Source organism: Acidimicrobiia bacterium (assembly GCA_035948415.1).
Classification (GTDB): Bacteria; Actinomycetota; Acidimicrobiia; order IMCC26256; family PALSA-555; genus PALSA-555.
On sequence record DASZJD010000116.1, the window covers coordinates 1 to 18,162 of the forward strand.

At 74.1% G+C, this 18,162-nt stretch carries 20 protein-coding genes and 1 pseudogene; 7 read left to right on the top strand and 14 right to left on the bottom strand.

Features of this window, described 5'->3' with window-relative positions:
* Positions 1 to 42: 42 nt before the first annotated feature.
* The 7 genes from VG869_15805 to VG869_15835 are packed head-to-tail and all read right to left on the bottom strand — an operon-like array spanning position 43 to position 5,895.
* Positions 43 to 1,284, bottom strand: coding sequence for an acyl-CoA dehydrogenase family protein (locus VG869_15805; GenBank protein ID HEV3452649.1), 1,242 nt, complete (start codon positions 1,282 to 1,284; stop codon positions 43 to 45).
* Positions 1,281 to 2,444, bottom strand: coding sequence for a thiolase domain-containing protein (locus VG869_15810; protein ID HEV3452650.1), 1,164 nt, complete (start codon positions 2,442 to 2,444; stop codon positions 1,281 to 1,283). Before VG869_15810 ends, VG869_15805 begins: the two co-directional genes overlap by 4 nt.
* Positions 2,445 to 2,448: 4 nt before the next feature.
* Entirely contained in the window at positions 2,449 to 3,501 is a 1,053-nt protein-coding gene (locus VG869_15815; protein ID HEV3452651.1) for a thiolase domain-containing protein, read from the bottom strand.
* Positions 3,502 to 4,062: a Zn-ribbon domain-containing OB-fold protein gene (locus tag VG869_15820; GenBank protein ID HEV3452652.1), complete on the bottom strand. Its 561-nt coding sequence runs from the start codon at positions 4,060 to 4,062 to the stop codon at positions 3,502 to 3,504. It lies immediately after the preceding gene.
* Positions 4,059 to 4,502, bottom strand: a complete 444-nt coding sequence (locus VG869_15825) for an OB-fold domain-containing protein (GenBank protein ID HEV3452653.1) — start codon at positions 4,500 to 4,502, stop codon at positions 4,059 to 4,061. Before VG869_15825 ends, VG869_15820 begins: the two co-directional genes overlap by 4 nt.
* Before the next feature lie 45 nt (positions 4,503 to 4,547).
* Positions 4,548 to 5,129, bottom strand: a complete 582-nt coding sequence (locus VG869_15830; GenBank protein ID HEV3452654.1) for a TetR family transcriptional regulator — start codon at positions 5,127 to 5,129, stop codon at positions 4,548 to 4,550.
* Position 5,130: 1 nt separating this feature from the next.
* Positions 5,131 to 5,895: an SDR family NAD(P)-dependent oxidoreductase gene (locus VG869_15835; protein ID HEV3452655.1), complete on the bottom strand. Its 765-nt coding sequence runs from the start codon at positions 5,893 to 5,895 to the stop codon at positions 5,131 to 5,133.
* A gap of 50 nt (positions 5,896 to 5,945) precedes the next feature.
* Between VG869_15835 and VG869_15840 the strand changes: the two genes are divergently transcribed.
* The gene (locus VG869_15840) at positions 5,946 to 6,446 is read left to right on the top strand and encodes a hypothetical protein (protein HEV3452656.1); all 501 of its coding nucleotides are present in this window, start codon (positions 5,946 to 5,948) and stop codon (positions 6,444 to 6,446) included.
* On the opposite strand, the gene VG869_15845 is transcribed toward VG869_15840, so the two are convergent.
* Positions 6,441 to 7,088: a protein tyrosine phosphatase gene (locus VG869_15845; GenBank protein HEV3452657.1), complete on the bottom strand. Its 648-nt coding sequence runs from the start codon at positions 7,086 to 7,088 to the stop codon at positions 6,441 to 6,443. The genes VG869_15840 and VG869_15845 overlap by 6 nt on opposite strands.
* On the opposite strand from VG869_15845, the gene VG869_15850 reads away from it, so the two are divergent.
* The 4 genes from VG869_15850 to VG869_15865 are packed head-to-tail and all read left to right on the top strand — an operon-like array spanning position 7,057 to position 11,004.
* Positions 7,057 to 8,187 carry an amidohydrolase family protein gene (locus tag VG869_15850; protein ID HEV3452658.1) on the top strand — a complete coding sequence of 377 codons (1,131 nt, stop codon included), beginning with the start codon at positions 7,057 to 7,059 and terminating at the stop codon, positions 8,185 to 8,187. The genes VG869_15845 and VG869_15850 overlap by 32 nt on opposite strands.
* Positions 8,184 to 9,485 (top strand): aromatic ring-hydroxylating dioxygenase subunit alpha, encoded by a 1,302-nt coding sequence (locus tag VG869_15855; GenBank protein ID HEV3452659.1) that lies wholly within the window; start codon positions 8,184 to 8,186, stop codon positions 9,483 to 9,485. Before VG869_15850 ends, VG869_15855 begins: the two co-directional genes overlap by 4 nt.
* Entirely contained in the window at positions 9,482 to 9,808 is a 327-nt protein-coding gene (locus tag VG869_15860; GenBank protein HEV3452660.1) for a non-heme iron oxygenase ferredoxin subunit, read from the top strand. The genes VG869_15855 and VG869_15860 overlap by 4 nt, the downstream gene beginning before the upstream one ends.
* Positions 9,805 to 11,004: a CoA transferase gene (locus VG869_15865; GenBank protein HEV3452661.1), complete on the top strand. Its 1,200-nt coding sequence runs from the start codon at positions 9,805 to 9,807 to the stop codon at positions 11,002 to 11,004. Before VG869_15860 ends, VG869_15865 begins: the two co-directional genes overlap by 4 nt.
* A 311-nt stretch (positions 11,005 to 11,315) precedes the next feature.
* Here VG869_15865 and VG869_15870 read toward each other — a convergent pair whose 3' ends face one another.
* From VG869_15870 to VG869_15890, 5 genes are all read right to left on the bottom strand, one after another.
* A complete protein-coding gene (locus VG869_15870) occupies positions 11,316 to 11,975 on the bottom strand; it encodes a hypothetical protein (protein ID HEV3452662.1) in 660 nt (219 codons plus the stop codon).
* A gap of 289 nt (positions 11,976 to 12,264) precedes the next feature.
* Positions 12,265 to 12,783, bottom strand: a complete 519-nt coding sequence (locus VG869_15875) for a nuclear transport factor 2 family protein (GenBank protein HEV3452663.1) — start codon at positions 12,781 to 12,783, stop codon at positions 12,265 to 12,267.
* 68 nt (positions 12,784 to 12,851) lie between these two features.
* A complete protein-coding gene (locus VG869_15880; protein HEV3452664.1) occupies positions 12,852 to 13,724 on the bottom strand; it encodes an alpha/beta hydrolase in 873 nt (290 codons plus the stop codon).
* Between the two features lie 4 nt (positions 13,725 to 13,728).
* Positions 13,729 to 14,850, bottom strand: coding sequence for an acyl-CoA dehydrogenase family protein (locus tag VG869_15885; GenBank protein ID HEV3452665.1), 1,122 nt, complete (start codon positions 14,848 to 14,850; stop codon positions 13,729 to 13,731).
* Positions 14,851 to 14,861: 11 nt separating this feature from the next.
* On the bottom strand, positions 14,862 to 16,037 hold the full coding sequence (locus VG869_15890) for an acyl-CoA dehydrogenase family protein (GenBank protein HEV3452666.1): 1,176 nt from the start codon (positions 16,035 to 16,037) through the stop codon (positions 14,862 to 14,864).
* Positions 16,038 to 16,149: 112 nt separating this feature from the next.
* Between VG869_15890 and VG869_15895 the strand changes: the two genes are divergently transcribed.
* Positions 16,150 to 17,340: a transposase gene (locus tag VG869_15895; protein HEV3452667.1), complete on the top strand. Its 1,191-nt coding sequence runs from the start codon at positions 16,150 to 16,152 to the stop codon at positions 17,338 to 17,340.
* Between the two features lie 91 nt (positions 17,341 to 17,431).
* Here VG869_15895 and VG869_15900 read toward each other — a convergent pair.
* Positions 17,432 to 17,551: pseudogene (locus tag VG869_15900) on the bottom strand (SDR family NAD(P)-dependent oxidoreductase).
* 69 nt (positions 17,552 to 17,620) lie between these two features.
* Between VG869_15900 and VG869_15905 the strand changes: the two are divergent.
* Positions 17,621 to 18,162 (top strand): helix-turn-helix domain-containing protein (locus VG869_15905; protein ID HEV3452668.1); only part of this gene is annotated, 542 nt, incomplete at its 3' end.

Below are 18,162 nucleotides of genomic sequence, written 5' to 3' on the forward strand. Positions count from 1 at the left end.
CCAAGCCGGCAAGCGCGCGCAGCGGGGGGTCGCCGCTCCCGCTCACGCGTTCTTCGGGACGTTTCGGAAGGGCTCGGTCTTGTCGGGTCGCGGCTCGGGTGGGAGCCCGAGCACACGCTCGCCGAGGATGTTGCGCTGCACCTGCTCGGTGCCGCCACCGATGCGGATCCCCCACTGCCCGAGGAACTGCTGCTGCCAGAAACCGTCCTCGTGCGCGTCGCGGCCCGACAGCATGCCGGCCGGTCCCTCGATGGCGAGGGCCAGGTCGCCGTTCCGGGCCGCGTGGTCGGAGATCAAGAGCTTGGCGACCGAGCTCTCCGGGCCGAGGGGCCGGCCGGCTCGGGCGGCCACCTGGGCCCGCTGCCCGAGCCAGCGCAGGAGCGCGAAGCGGGTGTACGTCGCCGCGAGCTGCTGGCGCACCTCGGCGTCGGCGTCGCGGCCGTAGTGGCGGGCCAGCTCGACGTAGTCACGGAAGCTCAGCGCCGACGCCCCGCCGATGAGGGCGCGCTCGTTCATGAGCGTGGTCTGCGCCACGCCCCAGCCGGCGTTCACCTCCCCCACCACCTGGTCGTCCGGGATGCGGACGTCGGTCAAGAAGGTCTCGTTGAAGTGGGCGACGCCGGTGATCTGGCGGAGCGGCCGCGGCTCGACGCCCGCGGTGCGCATGTCGACGAGGAAGTAGGTGATGCCACGGTGCTTCGGCACGTCCCAGTTCGTGCGGGCGAGCAGGATGCCCCAGTCGGCGATGTGCGCGAACGAGTTCCACACCTTCTGACCGTTCACCACCCACTCGTCGCCGTCGCGGTCGGCGCGCGTGGTCAGCCCGGCGAGGTCGGAGCCGGCGCCGGGCTCGCTGAAGAGCTGGCACCACAGCTGCTCGCCTCGAAGCATGGCGGGGATGAACCGGTGCTTCTGGTCCTCGGTGCCGTAGGCGAGGAGCGTCGGGAGGACCATGCCGAGCGCGACGGAGAAGACGCCGATGTCGACCTCGTAGCGGGCCACCTCCTGGCGCCAGACCCGGTCGAGCGCGGCGCCGGCGCCCCGCCCGCCGTACTCGCGGGGCACGCTGATCCCCGCGAACCCGGCGTCGTAGATCCGTCGCTGCCACCCCTTCGCCGCCTCGACGTGGGCGCGCTCGTCCTCGGGGCTCGTCGCCGACAGGCGACGCTTGAGGTCGCGGTTGTCGTCGCGCCGGCGGGAGGCGTTGGCGTCGAGCCAGGCTCGCGTCTCGGCCCGGAAGGCGGCCTGCTCGGCGGTCTCGGTCGCCGCCTCGACCGCCGTCACCGTCGCTCGTCGACGGCGTCGAGGGACGACCCGACGACCCACATGGCGAAGTACTGCGCGGCGCCGCCGTAGGCCTGGCCGAGGCCGACGGTGGCGTCGGGGACCTGGTGTTCGCCGGCCCCGCCCCGGACCTGCAGCGCCGCCTCGGCGAAGCGCAGCATGCCGGAGGCGCCGATCGGGTTCGACGACAGCACCCCGCCCGACGGGTTCACCGGGAAGGCGCCGTCGATCTGGGTCTCGCCGCTCTCCACCATCCGCCAGCCCTCGCCCGGGCCGGCGATGTCGTGGCCCTCGAGCCACATGGGCTCGTACCAGGAGAACGGGACGTAGAGCTCGGCGACGTCGATCTGGCGCCGCGGGTCGGTGATTCCGGCGGCCTCGTAGACGAGCTGGGCGCACTCGACGCCGGCTTGGGGCCGGACCGGGTCGCGCCCGGGGAAGGTGCCGAGCTCGCTCCGCATGGCGGTGCCGAGGACCCAGGCCGGCGGGTGCGGCGCCCGGCGGCTGCCGGCCTCGGTGGTGAGGACGAGGGCGCAGGCGCCGTCCGAGGAGGGGCAGGACTCGTGCCAGTGGATGGGGTCCCACAGCATCGGGGAGTCCTTCACGTCCTCGATCGTGAGGTCCGGCATCTGGAGGTGCGCGTACGGGTTCTTCGCTGCGTTCCGCCGGTCCTTCACCGCGACCATCCAGCCGATGTGCTCGGGCGCGCCGGAGCGGGCGATGTACGACCGCATCCAGGGGGCGAAGATCCCGCCCGCGCCCATGCCGCCGCTGCGGCCGCCGGCCAGGCCCCACTGGGCGTTGCCCTCGGCCTGCTTCTCGTAGGCGACGGTCAGGACCCGGTCGTGCACGCCGGTCTGGACCAGGTGGGTGGCGACGAGGGCCGTCGAGCCCCCGACGCTGCCGGCGGTGTGGACGCGCAGGATCGGCTTGCCGGCGGCGCCGAGGGCGTCGGCGAGGCTCAGCTCGGGCATCATCACGCCCTCGAAGGGGTCCGGCGCCTTGCCGAGCACGACGGCGTCGATGTCGGTCCACGCCAGGTCGGCGTCGTCGAGCGCCCGCTGCGCGGCCTCGCGGACCAGGCCGGGGAGCGAGACGTCGTCGCGCTTCTTCTTGTGCTTCGTCTGCCCGATGCCGACGACGGCCGCCGGACGGCTCATGCCCTCACGCTCCCTCGAGCACGCAGACGAGGTTCTGCTGGAGGCACTGCCCCGACGTCGCGTGCGCGACCGCGCGCGCGGCGCCGTCCTCGGCGACGGCCCGGGCGGCCTCGGCGACGCGCGCCAGCCCGACCGCCATCACCGGGTTGGCGGCGAGCGGGCCGCCGGACGGGTTCACGCGCACGCGCTCGTCGAGGCCGAGGGCCTCGCGCAGCAGCCGCTCCTGGTGGGTGAACGTGGCGCAGAGCTCGGCGACGTCGATCGGCGCGTCGTCGACGCCGGCGTGCTTGGCGGCCTGGCGGGTCGAGATCGACTCGGTGAGGTCGCGCATGCCCGGCTGGTGGGGCTCGACCCGGTGGTCGATGCCCCGGATCCACACCGGGCGCTCGCACACCTCCCGGGCCGTGTTCGCGGTGGCGAGCACGACCGCGCAGGCGCCGTCGGAGATCGGCGGCAGGTCGTGCCGGCGCAGCGGGGCGGTGAGGTACGGCTCGGCGAGGAGCGCCTCGGGGTCGGGGCTGGTGCGGATCTGCGCGTACGGGTTGTCGGCCGCGTTCGTGCGGCTGCGTGCCGCGATCTCGGCCATCTCCCGCTCGGTGGTCGTCCCCTTGTCGAGCATGGCCCTCGCCTGGAGCGCGGCGAGCGAGACCGGGTCCGCGCCGAGCGGGGTGATCGTGTACGGGTCCATCTGGAGCGGGTAGATCTCGTCCGGACGCCCCGGGGAGGACTTCCCCGAGCCGAACGCGAGCGCCAGGTCGATGTCGCCGTGCTGGAGTCGCACCCAGGCCTCGTAGAGGGCCCAGGCGCCGTCCATCTCGACGTGCGACTCCGAGATCGGCGGCCAAGCGCCGACCGCCTCGAGGTTCGAGACGAAGGCGAAGGTCTGGCCCGACAGGTAGTCGCAGCTGCCGGCGCAGGTGAAGCCGATGTCGCGGCGGTTCACGCCCGCCCGGTCGATCGCCTCGCTGATCACCGGGAACAGGAACTGCGGCTCGGTCAGCTCGGCCTGCCGCCAGCTCGGCGACTGCGCGTACCCGACGATGGCGATGTCGTGCACTCAGAACACCTTGCCCAGGAACTGCTCCGCCGGCAGGTCGGGCTCGCCGGTCGGCCGCCATCCGACGATGCAGCCCTCGGCGCTGCCCCAGCTCCGGTTCGAGATGGCGTCGACGCTGCGCTCCCCCTCCGGCTTCCAGACCGCCTCGACGCGCATCCCGACGTGGACGTCCTCGACCGGCGCGTCGACGACGTCCTGGAGGTTCATCATCCCGCCCTCGCCGTCGAGGAGGATCGAGGCCCGCACGAACGGCTCCGTCTCCTCCTGCCCGTAGTACTGGACCGGCGTGACGACGGTGTAGTTCGTCACCGTGCCCCGGTCGGCGACCACGACCTCGTCGGCGTCGGTGGTCTCCACGACGCAGATCGGGCAGTAGCCGCGGGGCGGCACGTAGACGAGGCCGCAGCGGGGGCACTTGTGGCCGACGAGCCGGCCCTCGAGCAGCTGGCTGGCGTAGCGGCGGACCACCGGGCACAGGAGCTCGTGGTAGTCGAGCTCCATGAAGTAGTCCATCATCGTCACCGGGCCGTCCTCGGCCGCGGCGGCGTCCGCGGGGCTCACGAGGTCTCCTCGGGGACGAAGGCGAGGTCGGTGATGTGGCCGATCCGCTCATCCTTCCAGCGCGCGACCACCCGCATGCCGGTTCGCATCCGCTCCATCGAGCCGGCGTCGACGACGTGGAGCAGCCCGGTGTGAGCCCCGTCGAGTCGGACCAGCGCGAACGCGAACGGGTGGTCGAGCGGGTGCTTCCGGCCCGGCCGGGTCACCCAGGCCCAGGTCTCGACCGTCCCCGCCGGGCCGACCTCGACCAGGTCCGGCTCGAGGCCCTCCCCGGTGGCGGGGTCCCACTCGAGCGGCGGCACCAGCACCCGGCCGTCGCGGGTCCGGGCGCCGAGGATGCGGCGGTCCCGCAGCCCGGTCAGGAACGGGCCGACCACCGGCCCGAGGGTCCGGGTGTAGGGGAACTCGATCGTGTGCGTCGTCCGGGGCGGCTCGGGCACCGCCGGAGTAGAACACATTCCATTTCTGGGTCACAAGTGGCGCCGTCAGCGCCGCTCCAGCAGCAGCCGGGTGGCGGACTCGAGCTCGGCGTTGACCGTCTCGGTGTCGTGCCAGCCGTTCACCCACCCGACGAGCCACCCGAACCACACCATCCGGAGGGTCCGGGCGACCGGCGGCTTCAGCCCGGCGTCGAGCCCGCCCATGGCCGCCGCGAGCACGGCGTCCATCGTCGCCATGATCTCGACCTGGCAGTCGCGGACCGCGGGGTCGGGCGAGGCGGTGGCGGTGACGAGGGCGGCGGTGCGGCGGGGCTCGAGCTCGGCGGCGCGCATGGCGCGGTGGAGAAGGTCCACGACCCGCTCGGCCGGGGTGCCGCCGACGGGCGGGCGGCGCTCGAAGCGCTCCGCCATCGCCCGCCACAGCTCGAGCTGGCACGCCGCCAGCAGGTGGTCCTTCGAGGTGAAGTAGCGGTAGATGGTGCCGAGGGCCACCTGGGCCCGGGTGGCCACGTCGCGCATCTGCACCGCGTCGTACCCGCCCTCGGCCGCGAGGTCGAGCGCGGCGTCGAGCACCCGGTCCCGCCGCGCCGCCTGGTTCGGCGTGAGCGTCTCGCCGTCGACGGCCACGTCAGCGCCCCGGCTCGGCGGCGACCGGCAGCGTCCCGACCACGCGCTCCTCGGCGACCGCGGTGTCGTCCCGCACCAGGTCGAGCACGGCCTCGGCCACGTCGTCGGGCGACAGGAGGCCCAGCACGGTCTCGGCCGCGTACGCCCAGTCGGCCCAGCGCTCCCCGTCGCCCGACTTCGGCAGCAGCGGGGTGTCGACGAGACCGGGCAGCACCGCGTTCACCCGGATGCGCTCCTCGGCGAGCGGGGCGCACGCGCGCGTGAACATCGTCACGCCGGCCTTCGTGGCCGAGTAGATCGGGTCGGCGGTGAGCGGGAACCGCGCCGCCATCGAGGCCGTGTTCACGATCGCGCCGCCGCCGCGACGCCGGAGCGCCGGCACCGCCAGGCGGGTCCCGACGACGACACCCCCGAGGTTGACCGCCATCACCCGCAGCAGCGTCTCGGGGGTGATGTCGGGCCAGGTCGGCTCGCCGCAGACGAGGCCGGCGTTGTTGTGGACGATGTCGACGCCACCGTGCTCGGCCTCGGCGGTCGCGAACAGCGCCTCGAGGGCGCGGGGCTCGGTGACGTCGGTGCGGACGAAGGAGGCGCGGCCGCCGGCGTCGTGGACCCGCCCCGTGGTCTCGCTGCCGCCGGCCTCGTCGACGTCGGCGACGACCACGGTGGCGCCGGCGCGGGCCAGCGCCACGGCGGTGGCCCGCCCGATCCCGGACCCCGCCCCGGTGACGACCGCCACCCTGCCGTCGATCTCCACGGCGGCCATGCTCGCACGGGACGAGAACACGTTCCAGGTGCCCGGCGTACGATCAGCCCGTGGACGAGCACCGAGAGACGCCGGACGGGCCTCGCCTGGCCTTCGCGCACCTCGACGACGTCCCGTGGACCGAGGTCATCGCCCAGCAGCACGGCGACCGGCGAGTCTCGGTCCACGAGAAGTTCCTCGAGTGGACGCCCCAGCGCATGGTGGCGCTCGGCCGGTACGACCCCGGCCTGGTGATCGAGCGCCACGGCCACGCCAGCGACAACGTCCTCTACGTGCTGGCGGGCGACCTGGACGTCGGCGGACGCCCCTGCCCGGCCGGGACGCTGATCATCCTCGAGCGCGGCGCCGTGTTCGGACCGCTCACCGCGGGGCCGTCCGGGTGCCTGCTGTTCGAGATCTGGGGCGACGACGTCACGCCGGTCCCCGCCGACAAGGAGGGCTACGCGAAGCTCCTCGCCGAGCGCGGGATCACGCGGCTGCCCAACCCCGGCTTCGAGCGCCCCGCCGGCGCGCCGCCGAGCGACCTCGGCACCGGCGACCGCTGGTCATAGGCCTGGCGCCACCAGCGCCGCGATCGTCCCGGCGGCCGCGTCGAGGCGCGCCGCCGTCGCCCGGACGACGTCGAGGGGCTCACCGATCGGGTCGGCGATCTCGTCGTCGGGCCGGCCCAGCGGTCGCCCGGCCGGCCGGCCGTCGGCGACCCGCGCCGCCCACGCCCGCAGGCCCTCGTCGGGTCGGCGCGGCCCGACCGCGGTCCCGAGCCGGGCCGCCTCGACGATCAGGAACGTGCGGGCGCCCGCGTCCGGGTCGTGCGCGAGGACGCCCCATACGTGCTCCCGGGTCATGCCCAGCACGAGGTCGGCGCCGGCGACGAGCGCGCCCGTCACCGAGCGGCTGGCGTGGCCCGAGAGGTCCAAGCCGTACTCCCGCATCACCGCGACGAGCGCCGGCGGCGACGGGCCCGGCCACGCCACGAACCCGGCCGAGTGCACGCGGGCGTCCAGGCTCCGGCCGGCGAGCCGCGCTCGCAGCATCGCCTCGGCCATGGCCGAGCGAGCGATGTTCCCCGTGCACACGACGAGGATGTCGCCCGAGCGGGACCCGTCAATGAGGCGAGATGGTACGGCGCCGTACACTGCGGGCCGCACGAGGGGGCAGCCGGTGGGCGCAGCGCTCGACGACGACCGCGTCATCGATGTCGACGGGCACGTCTGGGAGCCGGACCAGGTGTGGGAGGACCACCTCGAACCGGCGTTCCTCGACCGACGACCACGGATCGTCCGCGACGACCGGGGCACGACCCGCTACCTGGTCGAGGACCGGCTCATGCCGGTCGGCACGGGCCGAGGCGCGTGGGCACCCGAGGGGTTCCGCGAGGCGTCGCTCCACCGGCCGGGCGGCGTCGACCCGCGCGCGCGGCTCGTCGACATGGACACCGAGGGCATCGACGTCGCCGTCCTGTACGGGACGCTCGCCCTTGGGCTCTGGTCGATCCGCGACCTCGACCTCCAGGTGGCGTGCTGCCGCGCCTTCAACGACTGGCTGGCCGGCTACTGCGCCGTCGACCCGAGCCGGCTCCGCGCCGCGGCGGCGTTGCCGCTGGCCTCGGTCGACGCCGCCGTCGTCGAGGCCGAGCGCGCCGTCTCGGAGCTCGGCGCGGTCACCCTCACCGTCCACGGCTCGGTGGTGGGCCGCAACCTCGACGACCCCGACCTGTTCCCGCTCTACGAGGCCGCCGAGCGCCTCGACGTCGCGCTGGGTCTGCACGCCGGCGGCACCGGCCTGGCCGTGGACCGGTTCGTCGACCAGTACGCGCTCGCGCACGCCTGCGCCTTCCCGATGGACGTCATGCTCGGGGCCACGACGCTGCTCTGCGGCGGCGTGCTCGAGCGCTTCAGCCGCCTGCGGGTCGCGCTGCTCGAGGCGGGCTGCGGCTGGTTCCCCGCCTTCCTCGAGCGGCTCGACGAGCACTACGAGAAGCGCGCCGGCGAGATGCCCGGCCTGCGGCGACCGCCGAGCGCGTTCGTCCGCGAGGGCCGCGTCGTCATCTCCTGCGAGCCCGAGGAGCACGGGATCAGGTACGCGGCGGAGCGGCTCGGCCCCGGAGCGGTCGTGTACGCCTCCGACTACCCGCACTGGGACGCTGAGTTCCCCGGCTCGGTCGACGCGGTGCGCGACCGCCGGGACCTCGACGAGCCGACCAAGCGCGCGATCCTTGGCGGCAACGCCCGCCGGCTGCTCGGCCCGCACCTCGCGCTGGCGCCGGCCCCCGCCCGAGGAGGATCCGCATGACCGCGCGCACGCCGGTGGACAAGCTCCCCGAGCCCGACCTCGGGCTCGCGCTGATCCCGAAGGACCGGTACCTGTCGGTCGCGTACGCGCAGCTCGAGCGCGACCGGCTCTGGCCCCGGGTGTGGAACCTGGTCGGCCCGACCCAGGACGTCGCCGAGCCCGGCGACTACCTCGTGTTCGACCTCGGGGTCGAGTCGGTGCTCGTCGTCCGCGGCGACGACGGCCGGCTGCGCGCCTTCCACAACGTGTGCCAGCACCGGGGGCGGCGGCTGCGCGAGCGCGGCTCGGGGCACGCCGAGACGTTCCAGTGCCCCTACCACCTGTGGACCTACGAGAACGACGGCCGCCTCTCGTGGGCCCCCGACGCCGACGACTTCCCGCAGGGCGACCCCACCGGCTGCGTCGCCCTCCCCGAGGTGCGGTGCGAGACGTGGAACGGCTGGGTGTTCGTGAACTTCGACCGCGGCGCGGAGCCGCTGCGCGAGTACCTCGGCCCGCTCGCCGAGCACCTCGCGCCCTACGACTTCGCCGCCCAGTACCACCTGGTCGAGGACATCTCGATGCTGTGGGCCTGCAACTGGAAGGTCGGCGTCGACGCCTTCAACGAGGTGTACCACGTGCAGGGGATCCACCCCGAGCTGCTGTCGTTCACCGACGACGTCGACTGTCCGGTCGACATCCTGGGCAAGCACAGCCGCTTCATCTTCCGCGTCGGCTACCCGAGCCCGCGCTGGACCGACGAGCGGGCGCGCCGAGAGGGCTACGCCGACCGGCACCAGATCACCCAGATGATGCGGGTGATCATGGAGGGTGCCGGCCTCGACCCCACCGACTTCGAGGGCCGCGCCGAGGCGGTGCGGCCGGCGCTGTTCCGAGCCCGGCGGGAGTACGGGGCGCGGAACGGCCTCGCCTACGACGGGCTGGCCGACGAGCAGCTCACCGACGACTTCCACTACTTCATCTTCCCGAACATCACGCTGAACATCTCCGCTGACCACTTCTGGTTCTTCCGCCACCGCCCGCACGCCACGGACCCCGAGCAGATGTGGTGGGACTTCCAGACCTACGTCCGGCTTCCCCCGGGCGTGGACCCACCGCCCCGGCCGGAGACCGTCGTCTGCCGGTTCGGCGACGGCACCGAGCGGAAGCTCCACCTCGCCCTGCAGCAGGACGCCGCCGCCGCTCCACCGGTCCAGGCCGGCATGCGCTCGTCCGGGTACGCCGGCCTGTACCTCGCGCACCAGGAGCGGCGGCTCCGCCACTTCCATCGGGTGCTCGAGGACTACGTCGCCTCGTGAGCCGGTACGTCCGCGTCGGCGGCACGGACGACGTGCGGCCGGGCCGGGCCCGGGCCGTGGCGGTCGAGGACCAGCACGTGCTGCTTTGCAACGTCGACGGCTCCCTCTACGCCGTCGCCGACGTGTGCACGCACGACCGCGGCCCGCTCGGCGACGGTCGCCTCCGCGGCAGCACCATCGAGTGCCCGCGGCACGGCGCGCGGTTCGACGTCCGCGACGGGTCGGTGGTCGCCCCCCCGGCGGTGCGGGCCCTCGCCACGTACCCGGTGCGGGTCGTCGACGGGGTCGTCGAGATCGCGGTGGGCGGAGACGAGGCGCCGTGAGCGGCCCGCTCGCGGGTGTGCGCGTCGTCGAGCTCGGCGTGTGGGTGGCCGGGCCCGCGGCCGGGGGCATCCTCGCCGACTGGGGCGCCGACGTGGTGAAGATCGAGCCCCCGGCCGGCGACCCGGCCCGGCAGTTCCAGGCCATGCTCGGCGGCGACGTCCCGTTCAACCCCCCCTTCGAGCTCGACAACCGCTCGAAGCGCAGCATCGTGGTCGACCTCGCGGCGCCGGGCGGCCGGGCGCTGGCCCTCGAGCTGCTCGGGCGCGCCGACGTCTTCCTCACGAACATCCGGCTCGACGCGCTCGAGCGCCTCGGCCTCGACGCGCCGACCGTGCACGCCCTCGCGCCGCGGCTCGTGTACGCGGTGATCACGGGCTACGGGCTCGCCGGTCCCGAGCGCGACCGGGCCGCGTACGACATCGGCGCCTTCTGGGCTCGGAGCGGGCTCGTCGGGCTCCTCACGAAGCCGGGGGGCGAGCCCCCGTTCCAGCGGGGCGGGATGGGCGACCACGGCGCCGGGATGACCTTGGCCGCCGGGATCTGCGCCGCGCTCGTCGCGCGGGCGCGGACCGGCGAGGGCCAGGTCGTGGCCACGTCCCTGCTCCGCCACGGCATGTACACGATCGGCTTCGACCTCAACACCGCGCTGCGGTTCGGGCAGTCGATCGGCACCCCGACGCGCGACACGATGACGAACCCGGCCATCAACTGCTACCGGGACCGGGACGGCCGGTGGTTCTGGCTGATCGGTCTCGAGGGTGACCGCCACTGGCCCGACTTGTGCCGGGCGGTGGGACGCCCCGAGTGGATCGACGACGAGCGCTTCGCGACCGCGAGGGCGCGGCGGTCGAACGTGCGCGAGCTGATCCCGGCGCTCGACACCGTGTTCGCGACGCGCACCCGTGACGAGTGGGGCGAACGCCTCGACCGCGAGAACATGTGGTGGGCGCCGGTGCAGACGCCCGAGGAGCTGCTCGGCGACTCGCAGGCGTGGGCCGGCGGCGGCTTCGTCGAGGTCCCGGACGCCGACGGCACGGCGACGATGATCAACACCCCGGTCGACTTCGTCGGCACCCCGGCCGCGCCGCGAGCGATGCCGCCGACGCTGGGACAGCACACCGACGAGGTGCTCGCCGAGCTCGGACGCGACGCCGACGCCATCGCCGCCCTGCGGGCCGACGAGATCGTGGCCTGACCGCGCCCCGACACCGACGCCATTGGCGGTCCTGCGGGTTCACGGGCCGCCGGAGCCGGTGCTGCCGGTCGGCCTCGGCGCCCGCGACGAGGGCCGCGCCGTCGGCACCGGGCGGGGCTGACATCGCCGGGCAGCCCGGTCGTTAGAGGGTTCGCAGGTGCCCGACGCTGCCGGTCGCCCGCACACGCCCCTGGCGCCTCCCGGGTGAGGCTGGCTGGGTCGGCTAGGCGCCGGGGGCACCTTCCTCAGCACTCCCGGCTCGACCCCGAGGCTTCCGAATTCCGTCGGGCCGCCGCCGCGACGGCCCGACCTCAGAGCTTCGGCAGCGTGATCGGCGGGAGGGGGACGGGCAGCGGGAGCAGCGGGGGGCTCGGCGGGCCGGGAGCCGGCGGGGGCGGGGTCGGCGCAGGAGCGGGCAGCGGGGTCGGCGCCGGACCGGGCGGCGGCACGCTCGGCGCGGGAGCCGGCGGCGGTGGCAGGTGCACGGGGCCGCTCGGCGCCGGACCGGGCGCGGGTCCGATCGGCGGCGAGCCGGGGCCGACACCGACCGGCGGCGCGCCGCGAGCTCCACCGCCGACCGCCGAGGTCAGGACACCGAGCGCGGCGGCGCCGGTGCGGAGGCGGCGCGCCAGCACGCCCGCGACCGTGTCCGATCCACCGGTGACCCTGGCCGCCGACGACCGCAGCGAGTTCGCCACCGAGGTCACGGCGGAGCTCGTCAGCAGGCGGGATCGGATCGACGGCTGCCCGCCCGCGGCGGCGGTGGAGCCGGCGTTGCGCACCTGGAGGTCGCCCGGCCCTCGCACGACCAGGAAGGCGGCGGCCGGGACCGCGATCGCCAGCACGACCGCGACGAGGATGACGAGCGGGTCGAGTCGGTCGGGGCGCGCCGTCGTCGCGCCGTCGGGCGTCGCCGCGGCCGGACCCGCCGGCCATCGGATCGGACCTTCGTCGCGCTTCGGGTCGAACATGCCGCGCCCTGCCGGTTCGTCGACTTCGCTCGCAGGATAAAGGTGGCGGCGGCCGGAACTGTCAGTGGACGGACCCCGCGCCGGCCGATTTCGCGCGATCGTCACCTGCCTCGCGCGCAGCGCCGCGACCAGGCCCGTCGGTCGCGCGCACAGCGCGATCTGCCCCCAGTCGTGCGCGCCACGCGCGACCCGTCCCCAGCTCGCGCGCGCAACGCGGCGACTCGGCCGCGGGCGGCGCGCGCCCGGACCCCGACGGTGTCGCGGCGCCGCCCCCCGCCCGCGGGGCCGGTCAGGCGCCCCGGCCCGGCGGCCGCCGCCAGCGCGCCCACGCCTCCGGCAGCTCGCCCCATCCGGTCTGGCGCTCGGGCCAGTTCGCCGGCGGGAGCCCCACCGGGGACGTGCCGACGTCCCGGCCGTACCAGAGGAGGTGCTCGCGCCGGACGAACGACCACGCTCCGTCGCGACGCTCGTACTCGTCGCGGTACTGGATCATCTGCACGACCCAGCGGTCGCCGAGCTGGAGCTCGGCCCGGCAGTAGACGACACCGCGGGCGTGGTCCCGGTCCTCGAAGTCGATGACGTGCGTCCCGACGTTGAGGATCGAGATCAGGGTCTCGTCGAGCGCCTCGTCGAAGAAGGCGCGGAGCGCCGCCCGTCCGCGCCGGTCCCGGCCGACGCGGACGTCGGGGACGAAGAGGGCGACGAGCCCGTCGAGGTCCCGAGCGTCGAGCGCCACCGCGTAGCCCGACACGAGCTGTCGGATCTCGTCGCGAGCCACGACCCGCTCGATCGCGGAGAGATCGTCCACGCGGTCATCTTCGCAGCGCCACCACGGCGCTCGTTGGCCCCCAGGGTGGCGACCGGCGGTCGGGTCGCTCACCCCAGATGGGCGCGCACGAGGCGCTCGGCGCGATCGGTGTCTTCCTGCAGGAAGAAGTGCCCGCCGTCGACGGCGATGAGCGGGACGCGAGCGCGCTCGGCCTGGGCCTCGAACCACTCGAACGGCAGCTCCGACCGTGTGCCCGCGAGGACGACCCCCGACGCGGTCAGCGCGTCGAGGTGTCGCCAGGCCGCCGGCGCGCCCTGCTCGTTCGACGACAGCTCGAAGATCGCGGCTTCGGCCTCGGGCGGGCAGGCGAGCTCGACCTGGCCGTCCGCCCGGTCGTGGAAGCCCCACCGGACGTAGGCCGCCAGCGCCTCGGGTGCGAGCGCGTCGAGCGGGGGGCGGGCGGCGTAGGACGCGAGCGCCGCCGCCCGGTCCGGCCACACGGCGCGGCGGCGCCGGGCGATGGCGGCCATGTCGATCGGGCGGTCGCCACCGCCCGGGTTCGGTCGCGTCGGTCGTGGGGGCAGGTCGAAGGCGATCGCCTCGCAGAGCATGGCGGCCCGGGTGGCGCCGGGCCGGGCCGCGTCGAGCAGGGAACAGACGCCGCCGCCGAGCGACGCGCCGAGGGCGGCCCAGCGCGTGATCCCGAGCTCGTCGAGGACGGCGAGCACGTCGCCGGCCATGCGGGCGAAGGCGTAGTCGCGGGACGGGTCCGGGGGGACGTCGGTGTCGCCGTGGGCGCGCAGGTCGACGGCCACCGGCCGGAACCGGTCGGTGAGCCGCCGCGCCAGCGGGTCGAAGAGGCCGGCGCAGAAGCCGTTCGGGTGCAGCAGCAGGAGCGGCTCGCCGGTACCGCCCCAGTCGAGGGCGGCGACCGTCAGGCCGTCGTGGGTGACGGCGCGCTCGGTGGGCTCGCTGGTCAGGCGCCTACGCGACCGGCTCGGCGGCCAGGATCCGGCCCAGCGCGAGCAGCTGGGGCGTCGTCCCGCCGAGGGTGAGCTCGAGCTGCTTGGCGAGCAGGAAGTAGCGGAAGAGCGGGTAGTCGCGGTCCACCCCCATGCCGCCGTGGAGGTGCTGGGCGGCGTGGACGACGCGCTGGCCGCCCTCGGCGGCCCAGAACTTCGCCACTGCGACCTCGGCCGCCGCCGGTAGCTCCTCGGCGAGCCGCCAGATGGCCTGCCAGGCCGTGAGCCGGATGGCCTCGGTGTCGATGTAGGCGTCGGCGGCCCGCTGCCCGACCGCCTGGAAGGTGGCGATGGGCCGATCGAACTGCTCCCGGGTCTTCGTGTACTCGGCGGTCATCCGCACCGCCTCTTCGCAGACGCCGATGGCGACGGCGCAGAGCGCGGCCGTCGCCCGCTCGAGGGTCCAGTCGAGCGCCGCCGCTCCCGCGTCGGGGCCACCGACGAGGTCGGCGTCGGTGACGCGGGCGCCGTCGAGTCGGAGCAGCGCCTCGGCGTGGCCGCTCGTCGTCGGCTGCCGCTGGCGGCTGACCCCGCGGGCGTCGGGATCGACGACGGCGAGGATGACCCGCCCGTCGTCGGCGGCAGGCACGAGCACCCGGTCTGCGAGCATGCCGTCGGGCACGCAGGTCTTCTCGCCCTCGAGGATCCAGTCGTCGCCGTCCCGCCGCGCCGTCGTGAGGGGCTGTCGGGGGTCGGCGCCGTCCTCGACGAGGGCGGCGGTGAGCAGCCGGTCGCCGGCGGCGACGCCGGGCAGGAGGTCGGCCTGGAGGGCCTCGCTCCCGAAGCGGGCGACGGGGAGCGCGCCGAGCACGACCGTCGACAGGTACGGGACCGGAGCCACGGTCCGACCGATCTGCTCCAGCACGATCGCCGCTTCGAGGAAGCCGTAGCCCCCGCCGCCGTGCGCCTCGGGCAGGGCGATCCCGAGGAGGCCGGCGTCGGCGAGCTTGGCCCAGAGCTCGCGGTCGACGTTGTCCTCGCCCGCCTCGATCTCCTTCAGACGCTCGGGGGTCACCTCGGCGTCGAGGATCTGGCGGGCGAGGCCCTGGAGGTCTTGCTGCTCCTCGTTGAACCCGAAGTCCATGCCGGCTCCTGCTAGCGGGGGGCGAGCGGCATGCCGAGGCCGAACACCGCGATGAGGTCGCGCTGGATCTCGTTCGTCCCGCCGCCGAAGGTCAAGATGATGAGCCCGCGGTACGAGTGCTCGAGCCGAGCCTGGAGCACCGCGCCCGGCGCGTCGTCCTTCAGGTAGGACCGCGGGCCGAGGATCTCCATGAGCAGCCGGAAGGCCTCGATGTAGAACTCGGTCCCGAAGACCTTCGTCGCCGACGCGTCGGCGGGCTGCACGTCCCCCTTCGTGGACGCCCAGGCGATCTTCCAGTTGATGAGGCGCAGGAACTCGAGCCGGGCGTGGACCCGGGCCAGGCTCAGCTGCACCCACTCCTGATCGACGACGCGCCGCCCGTCGGGCAGGCGGGTCTCCTGCGCCCACCGCCGGACGTCGGCCAGAGCGCGCTCCACCATCCCCGACGAGCAGAGGGTCACCCGCTCGTGGTTCAGCTGGTTCGTGATCATCCTCCAGCCCTCGTTCTCCTCACCCACTCGGGCCGTGGCGGGCACGCGCACGTCCTCGTAGAAGACCTGGGCGATGTCCGACTCGCCCATCACGTGGATCGGCACGACCTTGATGCCGGGGGTGTCCATCGGGACGACGAAGAGCGAGATGCCCTTGTGCTTCTTGACGTTCGGGTTGGTGCGGACCGCGAGCCAGACGAAGTCGGCGCCGCTCGCCAGGCTGGTCCACATCTTCTGGCCGTTGATGACGTACTCGTCGCCGTCGCGCTCGGCCTTCGTGCTGAGGGCGGCGAGGTCGGTGCCGGCGCCGGGCTCCGAGTAGCCGATGCAGAAGTGGATCTCGCCCTTGAGGATCTTCGGCAGGAAGAATGCCTTCTGCTCGTCCGACCCGAACCGCCGGATGGTCGGACCCACGGTGTTGATCGTGAGCATCGGGACCGGCGCGCCGGCGCGCATCGCCTCGTCGAACCAGATGAACTGCTCCACCGGCGTGAAGCCCCGCCCGCCCCACTCCTTCGGCCAGCCCACCCCGAGCCAGCCGTCCTCGCCCATCTGGCGCACGACCCGCCGGTTGGCGTCGCCCACCCCGCCGGAGCCGGTCAGCTCGGCGCGGACCTCGGGGGTCAGGAGCCGGTCGTAGTAGGCGCGCACCTCCTGGCGGAGACGCTCCTGGTCTTCGGTGAGGCCGATGTACACGCGACGCACCTCCAGCACCGCGGCCGAAACAAGAACACGTTACAGAGCGGGCGGCAGGGCCGCCATTTTCCGTAGTGAGTCACGTCGGGTGTCGTGTTTGGTCCTTGTGGTTGTGGCTGCGGGCCGGTGCCGGTCGTTCCGGTTCAAGCTGAGCCCAACGGCCCACCAGGAGGCGGCCCTGGTCGGGCTGCTGGGCCTGCAGTGTGAGTTGTACAACGCTGCCCTCGAGGAGCGTCGAGGGGCGTGGCGCTGGGAGCACCGGTCGGTGTCGTACTTCGAGCAGTGTCGGACGCTGACTGGGTTGCGGGGGGTGCGCCCCGAGGTGCTGGCCGCGGGGGTGACGGTGTGTCGGGGGACGCTGCGGCGTCTGGACCGGGCCTTCGCCGCGTTCTACAGGCGCTGCCGCGCCGGGCAGCGGCCGGGGTTCCCGCGGTTCCGGCCCGTCTCGCGCTGGGACTCGCTGCAGTGGGAGGACCGAACGGGATGGCGGATCGACGAGGCCGCCCGACGGATCCACCTGTTGGGCGTCGGCGCGCTCAAGCTGCGGCTGCACCGTCCAATCCGGGGCACGGCGAAGGCGATCACGGTGCGGCGGGAAGGTCGACGCTGGTGGATCACCATCCGCTGCGTGGACGTCCCCGCCGAGCCGCTCCCGGCGACGGGCCGCCAGGTTGGCATCGACCTGGGCGTCACCGTGCTGGTCGCCACCAGCGACGGAGACCTGCTCACCAAAGACCGACCCGCAGCGCGCGCCGCGGCCCGACTCGCTTCAGCCCAACGAGCCCTGGCCAGCAAGCAGCGAGGCTCGAAGCATCGGCGGCGGGCCGCCGAACACGTCGCGGACCTACACCGACACATCCGTAACTGCCGAACCGACACGCTCCACAAGCTTTCGCGCCGGCTCGTCGACGACCACGACCTGATCGCCCACGAGGCCCTGGTTGTCTCGAACCTGGTCCGTCGGCCCAAGCCCAGGCCGGACCCGTCCAGCGGCTACCAGCCGAACGGGGCCGCCGCCAAGACTGTTCTGAACCGGTCCATCCATGACGCCGGGTGGGGACGCCTGGTTGCGATGATCACCTACAAGGCTGAAAGCGCCGGTCGGACCGTCATCGCAGTCGACCCCCACAACACCAGCCGAACCTGCGCCTACTGCGGGCACGTCTCGGCCGGGAACCGGCGCGGCGCCGTCTTCGAGTGCCAGGCGTGCGGTCATCACGCCCACGCCGACACCAACGCCGCGCGCAACATCCTCCGGGCCGGTAGGGCCCAGCAGCTCAGCGCTGCGCAGGGTCGAAACTGACCCACTACCCAGACCAGGTAGGTGCCGGTCAGGTTCACCCGCAGTCCCACTCCGTCGCGTCGAGGAGGTGGACCGGGCGGGCGCCGGCGACGAGGTCGAAGCCGGCCACGGTGGCGCCCTCGTCGGCGAACCGCCGGGCGCACGCGGCGCCCAGGCCCGACGCCGCGCCGGTGACGATCGCGACCCGCCAAGCCAGCCGTCCGTCCCCCACCGCCGTCGGGTCCTCCCCCTCCTCCACGCCTTCGCGTCCCGCCTGCACAACTGTATAGTTCTTGTTCAGTTGTACACAGCCGTCCCCACCGAGCCCACCGCGGCGACCCCGGAGCGCATCCTGCGCGCCGCCGAGGACTGCGTGCGGCGCTGGGGCCTGCGCCGGGTTTCCATGAACGACGTCGCGCTCCAAGCTGGGGTCTCGCGGGGATCGGTCTACCGCTACTTCCCGGACCGGGACGCCCTCGTGCAGGCCGTGCTCGAGCGGGTGGCCGAGGTCCACGTCGCCGAGGCGGAGCCCGCCGTGCGTCGGCGCGCCACGCTGGCCGGCAAGGTGGCCGAGGCGGCCGTCTTCGTTCGTCGCCTCGCCGACGACGAGCGCCGCCTCGGACTCCACGAGCACCCGGGTGAGCCCGCGCTGGCCACGCTCCGGCTGGCCTCGACCCCGGCGATGTTCGCCCGCTGGATCGACTTCTGGATCCCGTTCCTCGAGGCGGCGCAGCACGACGGCGAGGTGCGCGCCGACCTCGACGTGCGGCAGGCGGCGGAGTGGATCATGCGCATCCTGATCTCCCTCGTGACCGTGCCCTCGGTCACCGTCGACCTCGACGA